This window comes from Nocardia sp. NPDC051990 (assembly GCF_040680755.1).
GTDB lineage: Bacteria > Actinomycetota > Actinomycetes > Mycobacteriales > Mycobacteriaceae > Nocardia.
Window position 1 is genome coordinate 92,053 of sequence record NZ_JBFAXH010000001.1, and the last position, 23,461, is coordinate 115,513.

Below are 23,461 nucleotides of genomic sequence, written 5' to 3' on the forward strand. Positions count from 1 at the left end.
TACGAGCGCTAGGCATCGGGGCCGGACACAACGAAAGGTGCCCATGAAAGTTCATGGGCACCTTCGTAATTCGGTAATCAGTGGCGACGACGCGACTTCGGTGCGCGCTTCGGCTTGGCCTGCGTGCGGGCGGCCTCACGGCGCTCACGGCGAGTGCTGCCATCGCCGTACTCATCGGCGTCACTGTGCACCGCGGCGTGGCCGCCCTCGTCCGGACCCGAATAGTGGAAGCCGTTACTGGCCCGGGAATCGGCGATCCCCTTGGCACGCAACGCCGCCGGTGCGCCATTGGCGACCGGCGCCTCCTGGGTGGGCAGTGGACGCGGCGAGGTGGCGCCGACCGGCGAGCGCAGACCGGGATCGATCGCGACCCCCTCGGGCTGCGGCTGCTGCACCTCGACTTGCAGGTTGAACAGGAAGCCGACCGACTCCTCCTTCAGGCCATCGAGCATCGCGGCGAACATGTCGAAGCCCTCGCGCTGGTATTCGACCAGCGGGTCGCGCTGGGCCATGGCCCGCAGGCCGATGCCTTCCTTGAGGTAGTCCATCTCGTAGAGGTGCTCGCGCCACTTGCGGTCCAGCACCGAAAGCAACACCTGGCGTTCGAGATTGCGCATCGAACCATCGCCGGCCAGACCGTCGATCTGCTGTTCACGCTTCTCGTAGGCGTCGTGCGCGTCATCGAGCAGGGAGTCGACCAGTTCGTCCTTGGTCAGGTCGCCCGCCTCGCCGACACCGGTCTCACCGGTCAGCTCCTTGTAGTCCAGGCTCACCGGGTACAGCGTCTTCAGCGCGGTCCACAGCTTGTCCAGATCCCAGTCCTCGACGTAGCCCTCGGCGGTGGCGCCGTCCACATAGGCGATGACCACATCGGTGATCATCTCCTGGACCTGCCCCTCCATATCCTCACCGCGCAGGATCCGGTTGCGCTCGCCGTAGATGACGGTGCGCTGCTGGTTCATCACCTCGTCGTACTTGAGCACGTTCTTGCGGATCTCGAAGTTCTGCTGCTCGACCTGGGTCTGCGCGCTCTTGATGGCCTTGGAGACCATCTTCGCCTCGATCGGCACATCGTCGGGCAGGTTGAGCCTGGTCATGATGGCCTCGAGCGCGGCGCCGTTGAACCGCCGCATCAACTCGTCGCCCAGCGACAGGTAGAACCGGGACTCACCCGGGTCGCCCTGACGGCCGGAGCGACCGCGCAGCTGGTTATCGATTCGCCGCGATTCGTGGCGCTCGGTGCCGAGCACGTACAGACCACCGGCCTCGCGGACGGCGTCGGCGTCCTCGGCGGTCTGCGCCTTGACCCGCTCCAGCGTCGGCAACCACGCGGCCTGGTACTCCTCCGGCGTCTCCACCGGATCCAGCCCCTCCCTGCGCAGGATGATATCGGTGATGATGTCCGGGTTACCGCCGAGCACGACGTCGGTACCACGACCGGCCATATTCGTCGCGACCGTGACCGCGCCCGGCCGACCGGCCTCGGCGATGATCTCGGCTTCCTTCTCGTGGAACTTCGCGTTCAGCACGTTGTGCGCGATGCCGCGCTTGGTGAACTGCTTGGACAGGTATTCCGAGCGCTCGACGCTGGTGGTACCGATCAGCACCGGCTGGCCCTTCTCGTGCCGTTCGGTGACATCGTCGACCACGGCCGCGAATTTGGCCTCTTCGGTCTTGTAGATCAGATCGGACTGATCCGCGCGGACCATCGGCCTATTCGTCGGGATCGGGACCACGCCGAGGCTGTAGATCTGGTGCAGCTCGGCGGCCTCGGTCTCGGCGGTACCGGTCATCCCGGAAAGCTTGTCGTAAAGGCGGAAGTAGTTCTGCAACGTGATCGTGGCCAGGGTCTGGTTCTCCGGCTGGATCTCGACGTTTTCCTTGGCCTCGATCGCCTGGTGCATGCCCTCGTTGTAGCGGCGCCCGACCAGGATGCGGCCGGTGAATTCGTCGACGATGATGACCTCGCCGTCGCGGACGATGTAGTCCTTGTCCCGGTGGTAGAGCTCCTTGGCCTTGACGGCATTGTTCAGGTAGCTGACCAGCGGCGAATTGGCCGCCTCGTAGAGGTTGTCGATGCCGAGCTGATCCTCGACGAACTCCACACCCGCCTCGTGCACACCGATGGTGCGCTTCTTGATATCGACCTCATAGTGCAGGTCCTTCTTCAACAGCGGTGCGATGCGGGCGAATTCGGCGTACCACTTCGAGGAGGCGTCGGCCGGACCCGAGATGATCAGCGGGGTGCGGGCCTCGTCGATGAGGATGGAGTCGACCTCGTCGACCACGGCGAAGTTGTGCCCGCGCTGGACCAGATCGTCCAGCGAGTGGGTCATATTGTCACGCAGGTAGTCGAAGCCGAATTCGTTGTTGGTGCCGTAGGTGATGTCGGAGTTGTAGGACTCGCGACGCTCGGCCGGGGTCATACCGGACAGGATCACACCGACGCTCAGGCCGAGGAAGCGGTGCACGCGGCCCATCCACTCGGCGTCGCGCTTGGCCAGGTAGTCGTTGACCGTGACCACGTGCACGCCGTTACCGGAGATCGCGTTCAGGTAGGCGGGCAGCACACAGGTCAGGGTCTTGCCCTCACCGGTCTTCATCTCGGCGATATTGCCGAGGTGCAGCGCCGCGCCACCCATGATCTGCACCTTGTAGTGCTTCTGGTTCAGCACCCGCCAGGACCCCTCGCGGGCCACCGCGAATGCCTCCAGGAGCAGGTCGTCCAGCGTTTCGCCGTCCGCGTAGCGCTCCTTGAACTCGTCGGTCTTGGCACGCAGCTCGTGGTTGGTGAGCTTCTCGAACTCGGGCCCGAGCGCGAGGACCTCGTCCGCGAGGTGGGCGAGCCGCTTGACCGTGCGTCCCTCACCAATCCGTAGCAACCTCGTCAGTGTCAGCGCAGGCACGGGTCTCGTCAGTCCTCTGGTCGGTGTGTCAAATGTTCTGCCGTCCCCCGGGGCGGGCGGTGTGCTAATGGCCCCCGCCGAGCATGGCGGAATCCGCAGCACGCTTCATGGTAATGCGGCACCCATGTTAGCCGTAGCGACTGCTCGCAGGTCGCTCGAAGGGCCGGTGCCGATGACCAGAGAAATAGCGCCGCATCCGCCGCTACCGCCGAGGCGGCAGCCGTTTCTTCTCACCGTACCCGTGTGTCAGCCGTCGGAGCGGGTGCGAATCCGATGGACCGGAACCTGTTTTAGCGTGGGTGTCATACGATGTGAGTCGTTGTCGTTCCGTACGCCGAGAACCCTGTTCACCAGGGACGAACTGTTCTCCGACGGCATGTGACGACACCAAGGGGCAGCGCGGCTCAAAAGGCATCTGTTGCATTGCACCCCGATTAATGTGAGCGAATCGAGTTCCGCCGGTCTCGAATCAGGGCAGCCTTCCACGGAACCGGGCGTGGGTAAAGGGATGCGCGAATATCGCTGGATATGCCACAGGGGGAGGACGAACCGTTGTGGGCGACCACAATGGGCGGTGAGACGGTTCGGGTGGGAGCCACATCGGAAGGAGCACCGGGCAGCGTGATCACGAGATTGACGCCGCAGGACACGTCGTTCTATCGGCTCGAGTCGAGCAGCAATCCGATCCATATCGGCTCTCTCGCGATCGTCCGAGGTAGCGACTCCGCACCGGGGGAAACGGCGCTCGACTACGACGGACTGGTCGATCTGGTGGAGAGCAGGCTTTCGCTGGTCCCCCGCTACCGCAGGAAGGTCCGCGAAATCCCGTTCGCCCTCGGCCGCCCGGTCTGGGTCGAGGACAGCCATTTCGATATCACCTATCACATCCGCCGTTCGGCACTGCCCGCCCCGGGCGCCGATTCCCAGCTGCACGATCTGGTGGCCCGATTGGCGTCGCGACCGCTCGATCAGACTCGCCCGCTGTGGGAGATGTATTTGATCGAGGGCCTGACGGAGGGCCGGTCCGCGATTTTCACCAAATCCCATTCGGCGCTCGTCGATGGGGATACCGCACTCGAGATCGGGCATGTCATCCTCGATACCAGCCCGTCCCCGCGCGATATCGCCGATGACGCGTGGGTGGCGCCGCGCGAACCCAACGAGATGGAACTGCTGATCGGCGCGCTGACCCACCTGGCCGCGCAGCCCCGCGAGGCGCTCGAGGTGGCTCGCGACGCGAGCGCACACGCATTCTCGGTGGTCGAGGCCGCGGGCAAGGCGGTGGATTCGATGGTGTCGGCCGTGCGCGCGGCCGCTATCGGCGCACCGGACAGCCCGCTGAACGCCAAGACCTCGCGCAATCGGCGCTTCGATGTGGTGCGCACGGATCTGGAGGACTACCGCAAGATCCGCAATCGCTTCGAATGCTCGATCAACGACGCGATCCTGGCCGTCGTCACCGGGGCGCTGCGCAATTGGCTGCTCTCCCGCGGTGAGGCGCTCACCGAATCGACCGTGCTGCGCGCGGTAGTGCCCATGTCGGTCTATGTCGAAGGCATCGACGACCTGCTGAAACCGGCCAGCGAGGTCTCCTCGTTCCTCATCGATCTGCCGGTGGGCGAACCGAATCCGGTGATCCGTCTTTCGCACATCTCCCATGCCACCGCGGCCAACACCAAGCACCGGCGTGGCGTGCGGGCGCGCACCCTGGTGCACCTGGCCGGCTTCGCTCCGGCGAGCCTGCATGCGATGAGTGTGCGGGCGGCGAGTACGTTCGCAGAGCACACGTTCAATCTGGTGATCACCAACGCACCGGGTCCGCAGACCCCGATGTATATCGGCGGCGCGCGGATGCTGGAGATGTATCCGGTGTCGCCGCTGCTGCGCAACCAGGCCTCGAGCATCGGGATAACGTCCTATGACGGACGCGTCTTCTACGGGCTCAACGCCGACCGCGACGCGATGGCCGATATCGGCGTGCTGGCCGCGTCGGTGCACGAGTCCATGGAGGAGATGCTCGGTGCCTGCATCTGAGAACACCATGCGGGTCTATATCCCCGCCACCGTGCCGATGCTGCGTGAGCTCGTCGCGAACCGGGAGCTGCGCCCAGTCGGCGGCACGGCCTTCGCGGTCACGCCGACATTGCGCGAGGCCTACGCCTCCGGTGACGACGACGAATTGGCGGAGGTGGCGATGGCCGAGGCCGCGCGGGCCTCGCTGCGTCTGCTGGCCGCCGAGCGCGAGGAGGCCACCGAGGCGTCCGATGCCGAGGACACCGACGCCGACGACCCCGCCACGACCTATCACAGCCCGGTCTATCGACGCGCGGTCATCGCCGCCGATGTGGCCGGTGCGAAGTTGCGCCCCGACCTCGACGACGCGGTGGTGCGCTTGGCCGGACCGATCGGCTACGACCGGATCGCCTGCGTGCACGTCGACCTGGCCGAGGCCGAACCCGAGGTGGCCAAGGCGGTCGATGTTGTCGATGCCGCCGACCTCGGCGATGCCGATGCCGAATTCGTGCTCGGGGATGCCGAGGACCATCAGCTGGCCTGGTACGCGGCCCAGGAACTGCCGTTCCTGCTCGAATTATTGTGAGCGAGCGCCAGCGAGTGAACCGAGAACACGGCGCCTTCGGGGGCACGGTGGAACCGAGCGCTAGCGAGGTAAAGCCGTGACGCCGAACCTGCGCACCCCGGACTAACCTACGATGCCGTAACCTGGCAGCGAGGCGGCCCCACCGGTCGCTACGACGGGAGACGAACGGCGGCAATGGTCTTGAAAAAAGCGGCATTCTCGGTGCGTGCGGTCCGGCAGTGGCTGGAGGCTCCGGCGACCGAGGTCGCCGAACGCGGTGGACGGCTGAACGTAGTGCGCGGCGCCGTCGCCCGCGTCACCACGCCACTGCTGCCCGACGACTATCTGCACCTGGCGAATCCGCTGTGGTCGGCACGTGAGCTGCGCGGCCGCATCGTCGAGGTGCGCAAGGAAACCACCGATTCGGCCACCCTGGTCATCAAGCCGGGCTGGGGCTTCGACTGGAAATACGAGCCCGGTCAGTACATCGGCATCGGCATTCTGCTCGACGGCCGCTGGCACTGGCGCTCGTACTCGCTGACGTGCCCGCCCAATTGGACCGATCCGGAACGACGCGGGCGGGAGCAGGGTGGGAGACAGCACAGCAAGCGCCTGATCTCCATCGCGGTCAAGGCGATGCCCGAAGGTTTCCTGTCCAGCCACCTTGTCAGCGGTGTCGCCGCGGGCACCATCGTCCGGTTGGCCGCACCCCAGGGCGGGTTCGTGCTGCCGTCACCGCTGCCGGAACAGGTGCTGTTCCTCACCGCGGGCAGCGGTATCACCCCGGTCATGGCGATGCTGCGCGCGTTGGATCGCCGCGATGCGGTCACCGACGTTGTGCATCTGCACTCCGCGCGCACCCGCGACGATGTGATGTTCGGCGCCGAACTGCGCGATCTGCACGATCGGCACCCCGGCTTCTCCTCGCATCTGCATTTCACCGACGAGCAGGGCCGGTTCGTCCTCACCGCACTGGACGAACACTTCCCGGATTGGCGCGAGCGCCAGACCTGGGCCTGCGGTCCGGCCGCCATGCTCGACGAGATCGAGCAACACTGGCATGCGGCAGGCATCAGCGACCGGCTGCATGTGGAGCGCTTCGAGATCGAGCGCTCCGCCATCGGCGAGGGCGGCACCGTGACTTTCGGCAGGACCGGGCGCACCGTGGCGGTCGACGGTGCGACCAGTCTGCTGGAGGCGGGCGAGTCCGCCGGTGTGCAGATGCCGTTCGGCTGCCGGATGGGCATCTGCCAAACCTGTGTCGTGACACTGACTTCCGGACATACCCGCGATCTGCGCAATGGTGATGAGCGCCGCGAGGGCGACAAGGTGCAAACCTGCATCTCGGCCGCGGCGGGCGACTGCACACTCGACGTCTGAGACAGCGACACCCGCAGCGCACCATCGGGAGGATCCGACAGGTACCCTCGAGGTACATCCAGTCAGGGGAAAGGACCCCGGTGGCCATCACCGATATCAAGGCGTTCGCCCATCTCACGGCGACCGACATCGAAGCACTGGGGCAGGAACTCGATTCCATTCGGCGCTCTGTCGAATTGTCGCGCGGCGAGCGTGACGCGAAGTACATCCGACGCACCATCGCCGCGCAGCGCGGCCTCGAAGTGCTCGCGCGCGCGGTGCTCTTCGGCAGCCGCAACCGCTGGGCCTGGCTGAGCGGTACAGCACTGCTGTCGGTCGCCAAGATCATCGAGAATATGGAGCTCGGGCACAACATCAGCCACGGGCAATGGGATTGGATGAACGATCCCGAGATCCATTCCAGCACCTGGGAGTGGGATATGACCGGACCGTCCGCGCAATGGCGGCGGGCGCACAACTACTCCCACCACACCTATACCAACGTGCTCGGCAAGGATGAGGACCTCGGCTTCGGCATCCTGCGGATGACCCGGGACGAGCAGTGGCGGCCGATCCATCTGGTCCAGCCGCTGGCTAATATCCTGCTCGCGGCCACCTTTGAATGGGGTATCGCACTGCACGACTGGAGCATCGAGAAGCAACTCTCCGGCGCGCCGCGCGACCAGCTGATGTCGGAGCCGAATAAGGACTTCGGCCGCAAGATCGGCCGTCAAGTGGCCAAGGACTTTCTGATCTACCCGGCGCTCACCGGCCCGGCGTTCACATCGACGCTGAAGGCGAATGCGACCGCAAACCTGGTGCGCAACCTGTGGGCCTACGCGGTGATCTTCTGCGGCCACTTTCCCGACGGCGCCGAGAAATTCACCATCGAACAGCTAGAGGGCGAGACCAGCGGCGAATGGTATCTGCGCCAGATGCTCGGCAGCGCCAACTTCAAGGCCGGACCCGCGATGGCCTTCATGAGCGGCAACCTCTGCTACCAGATCGAACATCATCTGTTCCCCGACCTGCCCAGCAATCGGTATCCGGAAATCTCCGGGCGGGTCCGTGAACTGTGTGACAAGTACGACCTGCCCTACACCACCGGCTCCCTCGGCAAGCAATATCTGCTGGCCTTTCGGACCATCCACAAGCTCGCACTGCCGGACCGTTTCCTCAAGCGCACCGCCGATGACGCACCGGAGACCTCCTCGGAGCGCAAGTTCGCCGGCATCTCACTGCCCGCCCTGCCGAATGCCGAGCGCTGGGCCGACAAGTGGAACGAGACGCACTGGCTGCCCATCGACCCTGAGACCGGTAAGCGACGCGGCCTGCGATCGGCGCTGAACGAGGCCAAGGTGGTGCTGCAGGAGAAGGCTCGGCATGAGAAGGAAATGCTGCGCGAGACCAAGCTGGCGCTGCAGGAAAAGGCACGTCAAGAGAAGGCGACATTGCAGCGAAAGGCCATGCGCGAGCGGGCGATGCGCCGCAGCCGACGCCGGGGGGTGAGGTAGCATCCCCCCAGTCGCGTTCACAATGGGGGATATGCCACAGTTCGGAGGCACTGCCCGCAACCTACGGTCTCGTAACTTACGGTACTGTAATCGCCATGGCGATCTCGGATGTCAAGGAATATGCGCACCTCACCGAAGCCGATGTGGAGGCGCTCGGGGCGGAGTTCGACGCGATCCGGCGCGATATCGAGGCGACGCGCGGTCCTCAGGACGCGCGGTACATCCGCAATGTCATCCGCCTGCAGCGTGTGCTCGAAATCAGCGGCCGCGCCGTGCTGTTCGCCAGTTTCCTGCCGCCCGCCTGGTTCGCTGGTGTGGCCCTGCTCAGCACGGCCAAGATCATCGAGAATATGGAGATCGGGCACAACGTCATGCACGGGCAGTGGGACTGGATGAACGATCCGGAAATCCACTCCAGCACCTGGGAATGGGATAACACCGGCCCGTCCAAGCACTGGAAGCAGACGCACAACTACCTGCACCACAAGTACACCAATGTGCTCGGCATGGACGACGACATCGGCTACGGCGTGCTGCGCGTCACCCGGGATCAGCGCTGGAAGCCGTTCAATATCGGCAATCCGGTCTACAACCTGGTGTTGCAACTGTTATTCGAATACGGGATCGCGATCCAGCATCTCGAGCTGGGCAAGGTGCATCGGTACAAGGAGGGCTCGCCGGAGCGGGCCGAATTCGAGGTCAACCGCCGCGAAGTGCTGGTCAAGGTCGGCAAGCAGGTCGGCAAGGATTACCTGCTGTTCCCACTGCTGACCGGACCCGCCTTCGTCTCGACGCTCACCGCGAATCTGACCGCCAACATCATCCGCAATATCTGGACCAATGCGGTGATCTTCTGCGGCCACTTCCCGGACGGCGCGGAGAAATTCACCAAGGCCGATATCGACAGCGAATCCATGGCCCAGTGGTATCTGCGCCAGATGCTGGGCAGCGCCAATATCTCCGGCGGTCCGGTCATGCACTTCATGACCGGCAATCTGAGCCACCAGATCGAACACCACCTGTTCCCGGATCTGCCGAGCAACCGCTACGCCGAAATCGCGGTGCGGGTGCGCGCCCTGGCCGAGAAGTACGACCTGCCCTACACCACCGGCTCGCTTCCGGTGCAGTACTTCAAGTCCTGGCGCACCATTCTGAAGCTGGCACTGCCGAACAAGTACCTGCGCGCGACCGCCGACGATGCCCCCGAGACCGCCTCGGAGCGCAAATTCGGCGGCGACACCACGCCGAGCTTCGACCCGGCCACCGGTAAACGTCGCGGGCTGCGCACGGCGCTGAAGCAGGGCCGTCGCCGGATCGCACGGCGGGCCATGCCCGTCGGCTGACCCACAGTCGTCACGAAGGCGCCCACGGAAGTCCGTGGGCGCCTTCGCGTTTCGATGGGTATATCCGATCGCGATCATTGCGCTCGCGGTATCCCCCGGGCCTCGGCCAGGAGCGCGGGTTGCGGCTGGTTGACTGAGGGCGTGTGCGCGGACGATCTGAGCGTTTACGAGGCCATCCGGATGCGGCGGGATGTGCGGGGCGAATTCACCGGTGACCTCGTCGATGATGCGACGCTGTGGCGGATACTCGATGCCGCGCATTGCGCGCCCAGTGTCGGCAATTCGCAGCCGTGGGACTTCGTGGTGGTGCGCGCGGAAGCGACGCTGCGGAAGTTCGCGGAGCATGTCGCGCAGAAGCGGATCGAATTCCGGGACGCACTGCCGCCGGAGCGGGCAGCCACCTTCGAACCGATCAAGATCGAGGGCATTACCGAGAGTGGCACCGGCATCGTGGTCACCTATGACCACGACCGCGGCGGCCCACAGGTCCTCGGCCGCGCCACCGTCCCCGAAACCGGCATCTACTCGGCAGTCCTCGCCATCCAAAACCTCTGGCTGGCCGCGACCGCCGAACAGATCGGCGTCGGGTGGGTCTCGTTCTACAACCCAGAATTCCTCGCCAACCTGGTCGGCTTACCCGAAAACATCCGCCCCGTCGCCTGGCTGTGCATCGGCCCAGTCCACGAATTCCAGCGCATCCCCGACCTGGAACGCTTCGGCTGGCGCACCCGCCGCCCCCTGACCGAAGCCGTCCACCAAGAAACCTTTCACGCCTGATCCCTGCAAAAGAGCCACTGCCGCAAAGGTTTCGACTACCTCGCACACCGTATGGAGCCGGTTGCCGAATTGACGCGGTTATCGCCCGCAGGTCGCGTGCCTATGTGGACGACTGGGGGCGCAATCATGCTCGCTGTGAGAGGCTGGAGTGGTGAATGCGTCCGCAGCGCAGGCGCACGTGGTCGTCGACGAACTCGCGCGTGGGGGTGTCCGGGACGTTGTAGTGTGTCCCGGCTCACGGAACGCGCCGCTGGCCTTCGCTGTGCAGGAGGCCGATGCCGCGGGCCGACTGCGGCTGCACATGCGCATCGACGAACGGACCGCGGGCTTCCTTGCGGTTGGGCTGGCGGTAGCCAGTGGGCTACCGGTACCGGTCGTGATGACCTCGGGGACCGAGGTGGCCAACCTCGGTCCCGCGGTGCTGGAGGCCAACTACGCACGGGTGCCGCTGGTGGTGCTCACCGCCAATCGGCCCTACGAGATGCTCGGCTCCGGCGCGAATCAGACCGTGGAGCAACTCGGTCTGTTCGGCAGTCAGGTCCGCACCACCATCAGCCTCGGCCTCGCCGACGAAGAGTCCGCATCCGCCGACTGCGCGTCTTACCGGCACCAGAACAGCGTGTGGCGCTCGGCGGTCTGCCGGGTGCTCGCCGCGGCCTGCGGCACCCGCTCCGGCAACGCGGGCCCGGTGCACTTCGATACCCCGCTACGCGAGCCGCTGGTGCCCGACCTCGCCCCCCGCGAATGCGCGCCCGAGGGACGCGAGGGCGGACGGGCCTGGACGCTCACCTCGTACGCAGCGCTCGATGTACCGCTCGACATCGACCTGACCCCCGACACGGTCGTTATTTCCGGCCACGGTTCCGGGCTCCGGCCGGAACTGTCCGAGCTGCCAACCGTCGCTGAACCCACGGCCCCCATGCACGGCCCCGCGCTGCACCCATTGGCGCTGCCACTGCTGAAGCCGCGCCAGGCCATCATCACCGGCCGTCCGACCCTGCACCGTCCGGTAGCCAAGGTGCTGGCCGATCCGAATGTCACCGTCTACGCGGTCACCACCGGGCCACGCTGGCCCGATGTCTCCGGCAATGTGGTCGGCACCGGCACTCGGGCGATTGTCACCGGCACATCGCGCCCGGAATGGCTGACGCATTGCCGTGAACTCAGCGCGAGGGCGACCGAGGTGGTTCGGGCCGAACTCGCCGTGCACCCGAAGCCGACCGGCCTGCACGTGGCGGCGGTGGTGATGGACTCGCTGCGCGAGGGCGACCAGCTGCTGCTCGGCGCGTCCAATCCGGTGCGCGACGCGGCCCTGGTGTCGTTCCCGCGCCCGGGCATCGTGGTGCTGTCCAACCGCGGTGTGGCTGGCATCGACGGCACCGTGTCCACGGCTGTCGGTGCGGCGCTGTACCACGACGGCCGCACCGTCGCGCTGCTAGGTGATCTGACCTTCCTGCACGACGCGTCCGGCCTGCTGATCGAGCCCGGCGAACCCCACCCGGCCGATCTGACCATCGTGGTCGCCAATGACAACGGCGGCGGCATCTTCGAGCTGCTGGAACAGGGTGACCCGCAGTATGCCGAAGTATTCGAGCGGGTGTTCGGCACCCCGCACGGCGTGGATCTGGCCGCGCTGTGCGCCGCCTACCACATTCCGCACAGCCAGGTCGATCCGGAGCAGCTCGCCGTCGAGTTGGCCGGGCACGCTCACGGCACTCGGGTGCTCGAGGTGGTCACCGACCGGTCGCGCCTGCGCGAGCTGCACGCGACGGTGCACGCCAAGATCGCGTCCTGATTCGAGCTACTTCGCCCCTGTCCGGATGGGCGCGGTCACGCGTCGAAGTCGTCGTCCAAGGGGCCGGACTGCTCGATGACGTCGGCAGCATTGGCTGCCAAGGCGTCCCGATCGACCGCGCCGCCGATCTCCTGCTCGATATCGGTGTCGCGTTCGGATCATCCGGACACGCCGGGATGGATTGTTCGGCGAGATCGGCCTCCGAAACCTCGTCCACGACGCGGGGCGTGCTCCGATCGGCGCGACGCTCTTATCCAGCACTTTCGAGCCGGGCCACCGCGTTGTCGGTGAGCCAGCACACCTCATCCTCGCTCATTGCAATTGCCGGGTACCCGACACTGAGGTCGAGGTCACCAAGCCGCTCGTTGGCGATCACAAACAGTGACGGGCCGAACATGTCGAGCGAAACGGCCCTGGTGACATCCTCGAGCGTGTAGGCGCCGTAGCTGGTCTGAAGGCCAGAATCGCCTACCGTGGTAACAGCAAGTCCGTCGAGACGCCGGTTGTTCTGGATCGTTGGACCGACTTCGTGCCGATACACTTCCCATTCGGGAAACTTCATGATCGACGCGGACTCCTGGTACTTGGCCAGCGCGGCGATCAGCTTGAACGAGGCGTCACGGGCGGTTGCCCAGAAGTCGTCGGTTATCGAGTGCTTGGTACGCAGGATGTCGACGTAGCAACCGTAGGTCTCGGGCGGCAGCGCGAGTTTGCTGAAGCGGCGGAGGTCGACCGTGGACAACACGGTCATGGCGTCGAGCCTGTACCGCTCGCGGATGGCGAGCAGGAAGGCTGCCGTCACCGCACCGTGCAGCGTCGTTCTGTTGGCTTTGATGGCATCCTTGAGCGTTGCCGTTATGTCGGGCCTGAGGTGACGCGCCAGTACTCGCGTTTCGTTCTTCGAATCGGGGACCGTCTGCTTGGGTAGCCGAATGGCTGACGTATAGGTGGCCTTCTTGCCACTACCAGACTTGTTGGGCAGGCCGGCCTCGATCGGCGGGGGCAGGGTGGTGTGGAGCGGCGGTTTCAGTTGCGCCGATTCGGGATCGGCAAGGAATTCGAGAAGCGCGCCAGCCAGCATGTTGGCGGACTGGGCGTCGAGCGTCGCGTGATCGGCGCAGATGACGATGTGGTTGAGGTCGGCGTCGGGCGACTGCCGCACTAGCGTTATCCGCAGGCGCGGATGATTGCCGTTCGGGATCGGTGTGCGAATGTCAGAGGCAAAAACTTTGCGCCAAGCGTCTGGGTCGGTGTCGTCGAGCACCTTCAACGGGATCTCCGTTGTGCCCTCGGTGTCGAACCAGGACTGGCGATAGGTGAAGGGCGGCACACGTCGCCAGACAATCTTGCCGTAGCGGATATGAGCGCGCAGGATAGGGTGCTGGGTCTGTAGCCAGGCGAGCGCGCGCTGCACAAGCGCGGGATCGAGGCGGCCGCGCACGTGCAGCACCTGCATGGCGATCAGCCCGCCACGAGCATGCAAATGATTGAGCAGTTGTTCCTTTTCGCCCAGCGGGCGCGTTTCACCCAAACCGTCCTCCCATGTTTTCGAGTACGAATTCAGGTCGCGATGAAATTGGCTAGTATGCTGACTACAAAAAGGGGCTCGAGCGATGAACGATATCGAACAACCGATAATCGAGTATATCTCCGCCATGGTGGCTGAAACCGGCGGAGCGCCGGTCGATCGCGAGACCCTTTTACTAGAGATCGGCCTGCTGGACTCGATCAATCTGGTAAAACTTTTGCAGTTCCTCGAGGAGCGATTCAAGATCAGTATCCCTGACACGGAGATACGGGCGGACCTGTTCGAATCGCCTGCGAACATAGCAGCCTATGTTTCGCAGCGAGCGACTCAGCCCGCCTGACACAGCCGCGCGCGGAGCACCTTGCCGGCCGGGCCGCGCGGCAGTGCGTCGATGAACGCGATCTCGGCCGGGACTTTCTGAACCGACAGCCTTTCGCGGGCATAGCGGATCAGCTCATCGGCCGACACATCCGCCCGTTTGACGACAAACGCGATCAGCCGATTGCCGTTGCGCGTGTCTGGGAGACCCGCCACTGCGGCTTCGGCGACGGCGGGCGAAGTCATGAGCGTCTCCTCCACCTCGATGGGGTCGATCTTGTAGCCGGATACCTCGATCAGCAGCTTGCTGCGGCCACGGATAAAGATGCGACCTTCTTCATCGAGCGAGGCGAGATCGCCGGTCCTGAACCAGCCCTCATCGAACGCCTGGGCATTGGCCACGGCATCGCCGAGATAGCCCTGCATGAGCGAGGATGATCTCAGTTCCATTTCGCCGACGGATGGGCCGAATTCGGTGTCGAACGGAACGATGCGCACCTCGGCGTCGCCCGCCGGCTTGCCCGCCGAGGCCCAGCTCGCGTCGGGATCGGCGGAGTTATTGTGCGAGACCATGCTCGCCTCGGTCGAGCCGTAATCCTGACGAAGTGTGACACCAAGGCGCTCGCGCACCGCTTCGAAGACCGGCCGCTTCAGTGCGACGCCGCCCGAGAAGGCCGAGCGCAGCCTGAGATCGAAACTGCCGGTCTGACCGGCGATGATTTCGTACATTGCCGGAACGGCACCCATGAAGGTGACGCGCTCGCGGACCATGGTGTCGAGCAGCTTCTTGCGCGAAAGCACCAGCGGCAGTGGATCGCTCCAGTAGAGCGTCGTCGCACCGCGGGCGACGGCGTCCGTAGCGCCCAGTATGAAGCCCAACGAGAAGTTGCTCGGCAGCATGTCGAGGACGATATCGTCGGGCTGCAGGTCCCAGGCTGTGCTGGCTCGTTCACCATCAGCGATGAGCTCGGCATGGGTGTGCGGCACCACCTTGGGCGTCCCGGTCGAGCCGGACGAGAAGAGGTAGAGCGCCGTTGTGTCGCCTGGCAGTTTCGGCAGCTGGGTGGTTGCACGTCCTTCGGGCAGGGCACTCGTCAGGAACAAGGGAATGCCGGGGGCTGCATCTGTGATCAGCATCTCAGCAGCCGCGGCAAGGCCGGGAGTTGAGATGACGGCCTCGGGTCCGGCCTTGTGCGCGGCCACAGCAAGTTCGGATCGCGTGGCCGTCTCGCCCAGCGGCATCGCGATGGCGCCGATGGCGAAGAGCGCGTGGGCGGTTACGAAAAGATCGGGTGAGTTCGGAATCAGCAAGGCAACGGGATCGCCGCTCCCGATGCCACGTTCGATAAAGCCGGCGGCGAGTCGGTCGATCCGCTCGACCAAAGCCGCATAGGGCGTAAACGCTTCGCCCTGCCGCAATCCGCTGGTGATCGGTGCCCGCGCTGTCAGCGTGAGCAGATTGTCGTAGATCATCTCTACTCCGCAGGGTTCGCCCCCTCCGCCTGTAAGGATAGGAGTGGGATGCGGCATCTACAAGGCGTCAGTGATCACGCCGGTAGGTCAGGCGGAGAACGCCGGTATCGAACGTCGAGGCAGCTGTCGAATTACCCCTGATAGCACGAAATCGATTGTCGCCTATGGATCCGATGACAGACCCTCCGGAATACCCGGCTCAGCGATCCCCTCCATCGCCGCTGAGCCGGGCACTTCCCGCCGACCCGGTGCGCCCGCGCATCAACCGATATCGCAAGCACCGGGGCAACTCGCCGAGCCTGCCCGCAAGCGACCCGGCACTCAACCGCCGGCCCACGACGACGCTGTCGGGGCACCCGCGGCCGAGAACGGCCCGGGCAGGCGGATGAGCGGCGCCCGTCCCGGCGAACGCCCCTGCTCGTCCCGGAACCGGCAAGGTCGACGTCGACACCACTCGGCGCGAACAAACAGTAGCAATCTTGTCATTAGTTTTTCAATCGTTTTCTATGAAGTTGGCTTTTTCCGCGATGAGCTCTACCATGAGGCTCACTATGCAAAGCCCTTCGGAGCTGTCGCGACATAAGCGCTTCGGCCGAATCATCAAGGAACGCCGCGACGAACTCGGCCTCACCCAGATGCAGATCGGCGATCTGGGAGGGCCTTCGGCGCCGACGATCCGCAAGATCGAAGACGGCGATGCGACCATCAGCACGCACACCCTGAACAAACTCGACGCACCACTGCGCTGGCTGCCGGGCAGTGCGGCACGCACCTATGCGGGTGGTGATCCGACCGTGCACGAGGTCGCGAACCACACCCCGAGTACCGACGGGTCGATCGTCTCCGGACCCGATTCGATCCGCTTCGAACTCTCCGACCTGACCGGACTGCTCGCTGCCGCCGGTCGGCTCAACGACGCGGTCGAGCGGGGCCGGACCACCGAACCCCATGTGGTCGCGGCCATTTCGGATCTCAACGGGGTCGTTTCCCGGCTCTCGGCGCGGTACGCCACCATGATGCTGGAACGCAACGGCGGCCCCGGCAAAACCCTGCACCCGCTGGTCGCGATGGCGTTCTCCCATCTGCTCGATGTGCCCGCCGAATCCAGCGATCCCGCCGACCTGGAAGAACGCCGCTATCGCCGCTGGCTGGCCGGACGCACGGAGGATATGGACGCCGGCACCGAGGACCGCTTCCGAGCACGTTGGCTGGCGGCAACTCCCGGTGCGGCATCGATTCGAAACGGCAAGCAGTAGAGGGCAGTACAGATGACAAACGATGTGACGAGCCGAGTGCGACCGACGCTCAGCCACAAGGTGAATCGACTATTCGCGACCGTGCACCCGCGGTCGGAACCCGAGCGCACGACAGCCGCGGTGGCCGAACAGGTCGGCGCGCAGTTGGGCCGCATCGTCCCGGAAGATCAGCTCGACCGGTTGCGGCGCGGCGAATTCGACTCAGCGCCGGTCGGATCCGAATTGCTCACCGCCATCGCACAGTGCTTCGGCGTGAGCGCCGACTACCTGACCACTTCCGGCGCGGCGGCGGCCGCGATCGATCGTGAACTCGAATTGCTGGCCACCATGCGCGATGCCAATGTCGCCAGCATCGCGCTGCGCGGATCCGATGTCGACCTCGCCACGCTGACCGCACTCATCCAGCGCACGGATCAACCGCTCGAACAGCCGTAGAGCGGGCAGTTTCCGAACAGTCGGTAGCATCTCGGTTGCACGGGGCGGGACCGCAGCGCTGTAGGAGATTGCCGACGAATGCCCGGTATGGAGAACCGGTTCCGGGAAGTATCCCGGGACGTACCGATACCATCCCCGTGGAATCTGACCGAATACCTCGAAGCCGTCGCCGACCATCGCGGTCGCACAATCACCCTGCAACCGGTCGATACCGCATTACTCGCCGGCACCGGCTGCGGTACCGGCAGCGGTTTGTGGATTGCCAAGCGCGACAGCGACATCATCGTCTACGGCGCCGACACCACCGAATGGCATGCCGAGCACATCATCATCCACGAACTTGGTCATATGCTGCTCGGCCACGGACCGGAATCGACGACCGAAACGCCCGCGCCACAGCCGATGTCGGCCCTCGCGGAACTGCTCCCCTCGATCTCCCCGGAGTCCATCGCATATGTCCTCGGGCGCAGCGATTACGCAACCGCCCGCGAACGCGATGCCGAAACCTTCGCCGACCTGGTCATGCTGCAGGCCATCCGCCCACGGCGCCGAGATTCTTTGCTGCACAGAACCTTTTTCCGGGAACGCCGGCACTGAGGGCCTCGCTATGGGCTTGCCAACGCGACGACTGATCTCGCACGAACATGGGTAATTCGTCGGGTACGCCCAGAAATCGACCGACACCTGACCGCAAAGCCCGCGACGTCACGTCGCGGGCTTCCACGACCGGCACAAGGCGCGGGGAGGCGGATAAGGACTACGCGAGCCGGATCAGGCCGTAGTCGAATGCGTGGCGACGGTAGACGACCGACGGTCGGTCGGTCTCTTTATCCTGGAAGAGAAAGAAGTCGTGGCCCACGAGTTCCATTTGGTAGAGGGCGTCGTCGACGGACATCGGGGTCGCACTATGGACCTTGGTTCGGACGATATGGCCGGGTCCAGCTGCATGATCCGCGGATTCCGATTCGGCGGACCGACCGCGATCGGCCTCGAGATGCTCGTCTGCGGTCGTCCCGTTCGGCGGTGCGAATAGTGATTCATCGACCAGATCGGCGGTCGCCTCGGCCACCGAGACCGGGGTCTTGTCCCCATAGTGGACGCGGCGGCGATCCTTCGTTCGACGCAACCGGCTCTCCAGCTTCGCGGTCACCGATTCCAGCGCAGCGTAGAAGCTGTCCGCACGGGCCTCCGCCCGGACGATCGGGCCCTTACCGCGCGCGGTGATCTCGACGCGCTGGCAGCTCTTGCGTTGACGACGATTGCGTTCGTGGAACAACTCCACATCGAAGATGAATATCGACGGATCAAAGCGTTCGAGACGGGAAAGTTTCTCCGCGACGTAAATTCGGAAATGGTCAGGAACCTCCACGTTGCGACCCTTCACCACGACATCGCCGCGCGGTGCGCGAGGTCGTTCCGCTGTGGGTTGCTCAGTCGCATCCAAGGTGCTGTCATCCAGCACCGATGCCTGTGTTTCTTTCACAGCGAGGGGGTCTTGCACTGAAGGTCGTGAAGAAGTCGTCACGCGTACCTCCCGGATATGGCCGCACAAACCAATATGCGTGCGGCGGGATGAGCTGTGCCGATAGACAATCTCTCGGCACCTGATGTCCGAGGTGCCACCTCCAAACTCCCGGTTCGGGTGTGTGATCGCGACGCTAGTACGCCAACGGGCAGTCCGCCAGTGTTCACGCAAATTTCGCCGAGTCAAGCCGAGCACGTCACCATCACGGCACGTACCTGTACTCCGATCCGGTCGAGCGCGCGGACCGATTCGCGGGCGGTAGCACCGGTCGTGAGCACATCGTCGACCAGCACGAACTCGGCATTTGCCGAGACTTCCGACCGAGCTCCGGTAGCAGGTCGAGCCATGATCCGACCGCGCAGATTGTGTTGCCGCTCACCGACTGTCAAGCCCACCGAATCGCGCACACCCCACCACACCCGCAACATCGGTATCACCCGGCTATCCGGCAGCCACCGCACCGCCGCCCGCGTCGTGCGCACCACCGGATCCCCGCCGCGGCGGCGCGCGGCCACCCGCCGACTCGGTGCCGGAATCAATACCAGCGGCCGCTCGGCATCGCGCAACCGCACCAGACCAGCGGCGAGCGCCAGCCCCAACGGCTCGGCCAGATCGCGACACCCCTGCTCCTTGGCCGCGAGCACCGCCCGCCGCGCCGGACCCGCATACGACGCGAGCGCCCAGCACGGCACCCCCGGATCGGTGCGCGGCCGCACTCGCCTCGGCGGCCCACCCAGGGTCGCGGCACAGTCCGGACACCAACCCACCCCGACCACACCGCATCCGACACAGTCCGCGGCCAGGATCAGGTCCAACAGGGTTCGCATCGCCCGAGTGTGCGCCCACCCACCGACAGATTCGCGGATATCGGTGTCGCAGTATTCGTTTCGGTGCCGACGATCAGCCGGGGAGCACCGGGACCGAATTGTCGCCGTTCAGACCGGGCACCTCGCGCCAGAAGCGGTCGGTGGTCTGATCGCTGTACTGGAGCTGGAGTACCGCACGCGAATCTCCCACGTACTCGGCTTCCGGCGAGGCGCTGACCACCCGAACGGGCGCGGTCAGATTCTGGCTGATCTGCGGAGTCGGCTGCGATCCGTCGATCGAAACAATCGTCAGTGGATCGACATTGCCCTCCCTGGCGATGACGATGGTTTCCGCGGTGAGCCAGCTCAACGACACCGCACGTGTGCTGAGGGTGAGCGCTAGTTGCACCGGCGAGGTGAGCGCGTACTTGCCGTCCGGATGTCGTTCGACCACCGCCACATAGACCTTCCCGTCGGCGATGAGCGCCGCACGCACACCGGTGCTCGAGACCCGCAACTCGGTGATCGGCAGCCGCAGCGCCGCCCCTTGCGCCGAGGCCATCAGTGCCGAAATATCCACTTCCTGCTTCGACACGATTCCGGTGGCGCGATCGTTGACCGCTCGGATGACCCGTTCGCCATCGATCACGGCCCAGGCGGCGGTGCCGTCGGCACTCCAGGACGGTCGGCTGATGGTCGAACCCTCGTCGACGGGGATGGCGTTGCCGCCGTAGCTGCCGACCAGCAGCGTGCGCGGCAGTTCCGGTGGCGCCCGTCCGGCGTCGGCGACCGCGGCGACCAACTGACCGTCCTGGGACAGCGCGGCCGACTGCAGATTGTTCACCGTGCCGAAGTAGCCCGGCGGGGTGATCATCCCGCTGTCGGTGACCTGCACCAGCGAGCCGTTGCGCAGCGCGTGCAGCCCGATCCGGTTGCGCGCGTGGACAGCTGGGCTCAGCTGTTCGACATCGGCGACCGACCAGCCGTTGGCGGCGAAGCGATCGTCGAGCGGTTTACCGTCGGCGAGCAGCATGTAGGGGCCAAGGATTTCCGCCCCCGCAAGCGTCAGCACCACCTGTCCGGCGAGTAGTTCTTTATCGCGTGGGGACAGCCCGGAGGCACCCGCGAAATCGATGCGGACGCCGCCGAGCCCGACACCGACGTCGTTTTCGTCGTTGTTCGGCTTGGTGACCGGGCCGCGCAGGGTCACCGGTGGTGCGAGTTCATTGCGCACGACCGGGGCGAGCGCGGGCTGAGTGCCCTCGGCCAGCAAGCTGAGCAGGCGCTGAGTCAGCTGGTTCTTGGCCACCGAAATCCAGCGCAGATCCGGAACGACGGTGGTGCCGGTCGGGTCGATGAAGTACAGGACGTAGCGGCGATAGGACTTGGTGAAGGCGGTTTGCTCCATCACAACGCCGTCGGGCAGCTGATCGATGCGCCACTCGCCGTCGACCTTGGTCATTTCGATCTTGTTTTCCAAGGGCGCGTCGATGGCCCGATAGGCACCGTCGGCGGCCAGCTCGCCGACCTTGTGCGCGCGGATCACATAGGTCGCCTTATCGCCCGAGCGTGATTCGCGCAGGGTATCGGCCTTGTCCACGATCAGCGTGCCCGCCGCGTCGTCCCACTGCGTCGCCGCTGACTCTGTCATGTACTGGCGTGCAGCCCGGTGCCGGTTGGCCGGATCAGCGGTGGCCTGCAGGAAATCGCGCAGCAACAGGTCCGGGTCACGACCGGCGATGGGCGGCGGCGGCCCCTCCGAGGTGGGCTCGCGATTGATGGTGCCGAGTGCCTGCGGTGCGGAGGAATCGGGCAGGTTCGCGCATCCAGTGAGTACGACCAGCGCCACCACGGCGGCAGCACCCAGCGCGGACGGCCGCAGCGATTTGCGCCTCGGATACCAGCTACGCATCCTCATGACTGTACGTCCCCACCGTCACCCGGCACGGCGTGCCCGGCCTGCTTCGATTCGGTGGATTCGGTTTCATCGGCTTCTTGTCCCGTGCCATTGGTCGAACCGACGCCGTTCGAGTCGTCAGCATCCGCGTCGCTGTCCGCCGAATCGTGGGCGACCGCATCGGTTCCGCCCCGAGCAGCTTCACCACCGTTCGTCTCGACGCGGATCATCGGCAACTCCGTCACTGTCGCTTCGGTTTCCGTCTCGTCGGTGCCCGGATCCTCGGCCGGTTCCGGCTCGACCCGCGGCGCGGGCAAGGATTTGCGCAGCACCGGTTCCAGCGGCAGCGGGCTCGCGCCCATCTTCTTGCCGCGCACCAGCGGCAGTAGCAGCCGGAAGCTCGCGCCGACACCGATCTCGCCCCATGCCTCCAGCTTGCCCTCATGCAGATTGGCGTCCTCGACACTGATCGACAGACCGAGTCCGGTGCCGCCGGAGCGCCGCATCCGAGACGGGTCCGAACGCCAGAACCGATTGAAGACCAACTTCTCCTCACCGGGCCGGAGGCCGACACCCTGATCGCGCACGATGACCGCGACCGCATTGGCCTGCACATCGCCGCGCATCCGGATCAGCACCGGCTTGCCCTCGCTGTGGTCGATCGCGTTTGCCAGCAGATTGCGCAGCACCCGCTCCACTCGTCGCGGATCGACCTCGGCGACCACCGGGTCATCCGGCATATCGATGACCACCTCGACACCGGATTCCCTGGCCAGATGCCGCACGGTCGAGATCGCCGCCCGCGCGCACATCCGCACGTCGAGCGATTCGACCTGTAGTTCGGCCACACCGGCATCGTGGCGGCTGATCTCCAGCAGATCGTTGAGCAGCCCCTCGAAGCGGTCGAGTTCGGTGACCAGCAATTCGGAGCTGCGGGCCAGCGCCGGATCGAGATCGTCGCTGCTGCCATGGATCAAGTCGGCGGCCATGCGGACAGTGGTCAGCGGGGTGCGCAGTTCGTGGCTGACATCGGAGGTGAAACGGCGCTGCAGATTTCCGAACTCCGCCAACTCGTTGATCTGATTGGACAGACTTTCGGCCATCTCGTTGAAGGCCTGGGCCAGCCGCGCCATATCGTCCTCGCCGCGCACCAGCATGCGTTCCCTGAGCCTACCGTCGGCGAAGCGGGCCGCGATCCGTGCGGCCGAGCGGATCGGCAGCACCACCTGCCGGGTGACCAGTGCGCTGATCGCGGCCAACAACACCAGCAGCACGACGCCGCCGATCATCATGGTGCCACGCATCAGCGACAGGCTGCGCTCCTCATTGGCCAGCGGGAAGATCAAATAGATCTGCAGCGTCGGTATCTCCGCGCTCGGGCTGCCGATGATCAGCGCCCGGCCGTGATAACCGTCCGGATCCGCGACCGTGGCGAACTGGTAGCTGACCTGATTGCCCGCGACGAAGCGGCGCAGTTCCTCGGGCACCTCCTGGATCGGCCCGGTCGAGATCAGCTGCTGCGGCGTACCGCCGACAATGCTCAGCGCGGAATCGAAACTGCCTGCGACACCGGTGGATTGGCCGGTCCCGCCGCGATTGGACAGCGCATTGCGGGCATCGATCAGCCGTTGCTGCTGGGTGCCGATATCGTGCACACCGGCAAGCTGGCTCTCCACCATATTGCGGGCGCGATCCATCTCCTCGACCGCGCCGTTGATCTTCGCGTCAATCAATCGATCGGTGATCTGACTGGTCAGCACCACGCCGAGGATCGTGATGACGATCAGCGACAGGGTGAGCGTGGACACGATGACGCGCAATTGCAGCGAACGCCGCCAAACATGGCCGAGTGCGCTGCCGACCTCTTTGAGCCAAGCGACAACCGGCGCGAGGGATCGTTCGAGACGCTGCACCGCACCGGGCGAGGCGGCCGAACGATCCGCGTCGCCTC

At 65.2% G+C, this 23,461-nt stretch carries 18 protein-coding genes; 11 read left to right on the forward strand and 7 right to left on the reverse strand.

Annotated features, from left to right (window positions below; translation table 11 throughout):
- Positions 1 to 77 precede the first annotated feature (77 nt).
- Positions 78 to 2,906, reverse strand: coding sequence for a preprotein translocase subunit SecA (secA, locus tag AB0L63_RS00450; protein ID WP_364492718.1), 2,829 nt, complete (start codon positions 2,904 to 2,906; stop codon positions 78 to 80).
- 621 nt (positions 2,907 to 3,527) lie between these two features.
- On the opposite strand from secA, the gene AB0L63_RS00455 reads away from it, so the two are divergent.
- From AB0L63_RS00455 to menD, 7 genes are all read left to right on the forward strand, one after another.
- On the forward strand, positions 3,528 to 4,940 hold the full coding sequence (locus AB0L63_RS00455; RefSeq protein WP_364492720.1) for a wax ester/triacylglycerol synthase family O-acyltransferase: 1,413 nt from the start codon (positions 3,528 to 3,530) through the stop codon (positions 4,938 to 4,940).
- 7 nt (positions 4,941 to 4,947) lie between these two features.
- Positions 4,948 to 5,505, forward strand: coding sequence for a hypothetical protein (locus AB0L63_RS00460; protein ID WP_364493896.1), 558 nt, complete (start codon positions 4,948 to 4,950; stop codon positions 5,503 to 5,505).
- Between the two features lie 174 nt (positions 5,506 to 5,679).
- Positions 5,680 to 6,864 (forward strand): ferredoxin reductase, encoded by a 1,185-nt coding sequence (locus tag AB0L63_RS00465; protein WP_364492722.1) that lies wholly within the window; start codon positions 5,680 to 5,682, stop codon positions 6,862 to 6,864.
- Between the two features lie 80 nt (positions 6,865 to 6,944).
- The gene (locus AB0L63_RS00470; RefSeq protein ID WP_364492724.1) at positions 6,945 to 8,357 is read left to right on the forward strand and encodes a fatty acid desaturase; all 1,413 of its coding nucleotides are present in this window, start codon (positions 6,945 to 6,947) and stop codon (positions 8,355 to 8,357) included.
- A 95-nt stretch (positions 8,358 to 8,452) separates the two neighbouring features.
- On the forward strand, positions 8,453 to 9,700 hold the full coding sequence (locus AB0L63_RS00475; RefSeq protein WP_364492726.1) for a fatty acid desaturase: 1,248 nt from the start codon (positions 8,453 to 8,455) through the stop codon (positions 9,698 to 9,700).
- A gap of 141 nt (positions 9,701 to 9,841) precedes the next feature.
- A complete protein-coding gene (gene bluB / locus AB0L63_RS00480) occupies positions 9,842 to 10,477 on the forward strand; it encodes a 5,6-dimethylbenzimidazole synthase (RefSeq protein ID WP_364493899.1) in 636 nt (211 codons plus the stop codon).
- A 151-nt stretch (positions 10,478 to 10,628) separates the two neighbouring features.
- Positions 10,629 to 12,272, forward strand: coding sequence for a 2-succinyl-5-enolpyruvyl-6-hydroxy-3-cyclohexene-1-carboxylic-acid synthase (menD, locus tag AB0L63_RS00485; protein WP_364492728.1), 1,644 nt, complete (start codon positions 10,629 to 10,631; stop codon positions 12,270 to 12,272).
- Between the two features lie 250 nt (positions 12,273 to 12,522).
- On the opposite strand, the gene AB0L63_RS00490 is transcribed toward menD, so the two are convergent.
- The gene (locus tag AB0L63_RS00490) at positions 12,523 to 13,803 is read right to left on the reverse strand and encodes a hypothetical protein (RefSeq protein WP_364492730.1); all 1,281 of its coding nucleotides are present in this window, start codon (positions 13,801 to 13,803) and stop codon (positions 12,523 to 12,525) included.
- 82 nt (positions 13,804 to 13,885) lie between these two features.
- Between AB0L63_RS00490 and AB0L63_RS00495 the strand changes: the two genes are divergently transcribed.
- Positions 13,886 to 14,140 carry an acyl carrier protein gene (locus AB0L63_RS00495; RefSeq protein ID WP_364492732.1) on the forward strand — a complete coding sequence of 85 codons (255 nt, stop codon included), beginning with the start codon at positions 13,886 to 13,888 and terminating at the stop codon, positions 14,138 to 14,140.
- On the opposite strand, the gene AB0L63_RS00500 is transcribed toward AB0L63_RS00495, so the two are convergent.
- Positions 14,128 to 15,591 carry a class I adenylate-forming enzyme family protein gene (locus AB0L63_RS00500; protein ID WP_364492734.1) on the reverse strand — a complete coding sequence of 488 codons (1,464 nt, stop codon included), beginning with the start codon at positions 15,589 to 15,591 and terminating at the stop codon, positions 14,128 to 14,130. The genes AB0L63_RS00495 and AB0L63_RS00500 overlap by 13 nt on opposite strands.
- Positions 15,592 to 16,142: 551 nt before the next feature.
- Between AB0L63_RS00500 and AB0L63_RS00505 the strand changes: the two genes are divergently transcribed.
- From AB0L63_RS00505 to AB0L63_RS00515, 3 genes are all read left to right on the forward strand, one after another.
- Complete coding sequence (locus AB0L63_RS00505) at positions 16,143 to 16,847, forward strand: helix-turn-helix transcriptional regulator (RefSeq protein ID WP_364492736.1); 705 nt, start codon at positions 16,143 to 16,145, stop codon at positions 16,845 to 16,847.
- Positions 16,848 to 16,859: 12 nt separating this feature from the next.
- Positions 16,860 to 17,282, forward strand: a complete 423-nt coding sequence (locus tag AB0L63_RS00510; protein WP_364492738.1) for a hypothetical protein — start codon at positions 16,860 to 16,862, stop codon at positions 17,280 to 17,282.
- A gap of 78 nt (positions 17,283 to 17,360) precedes the next feature.
- Positions 17,361 to 17,879, forward strand: a complete 519-nt coding sequence (locus AB0L63_RS00515) for a hypothetical protein (RefSeq protein WP_364492740.1) — start codon at positions 17,361 to 17,363, stop codon at positions 17,877 to 17,879.
- A 160-nt stretch (positions 17,880 to 18,039) separates the two neighbouring features.
- Here AB0L63_RS00515 and raiA read toward each other — a convergent pair whose 3' ends face one another.
- The 4 genes from raiA to mtrB form a co-directional block, all read right to left on the reverse strand.
- Entirely contained in the window at positions 18,040 to 18,726 is a 687-nt protein-coding gene (raiA, locus tag AB0L63_RS00520) for a ribosome-associated translation inhibitor RaiA (protein ID WP_364493902.1), read from the reverse strand.
- 263 nt (positions 18,727 to 18,989) lie between these two features.
- Positions 18,990 to 19,634 carry a ComF family protein gene (locus tag AB0L63_RS00525; protein WP_364492742.1) on the reverse strand — a complete coding sequence of 215 codons (645 nt, stop codon included), beginning with the start codon at positions 19,632 to 19,634 and terminating at the stop codon, positions 18,990 to 18,992.
- 73 nt (positions 19,635 to 19,707) lie between these two features.
- Positions 19,708 to 21,531, reverse strand: a complete 1,824-nt coding sequence (gene lpqB, locus AB0L63_RS00530) for an MtrAB system accessory lipoprotein LpqB (protein WP_364492744.1) — start codon at positions 21,529 to 21,531, stop codon at positions 19,708 to 19,710.
- Entirely contained in the window at positions 21,528 to 23,423 is a 1,896-nt protein-coding gene (gene mtrB / locus AB0L63_RS00535; protein ID WP_364493905.1) for an MtrAB system histidine kinase MtrB, read from the reverse strand. The genes lpqB and mtrB overlap by 4 nt, the downstream gene beginning before the upstream one ends.
- Positions 23,424 to 23,461 lie beyond the last annotated feature (38 nt).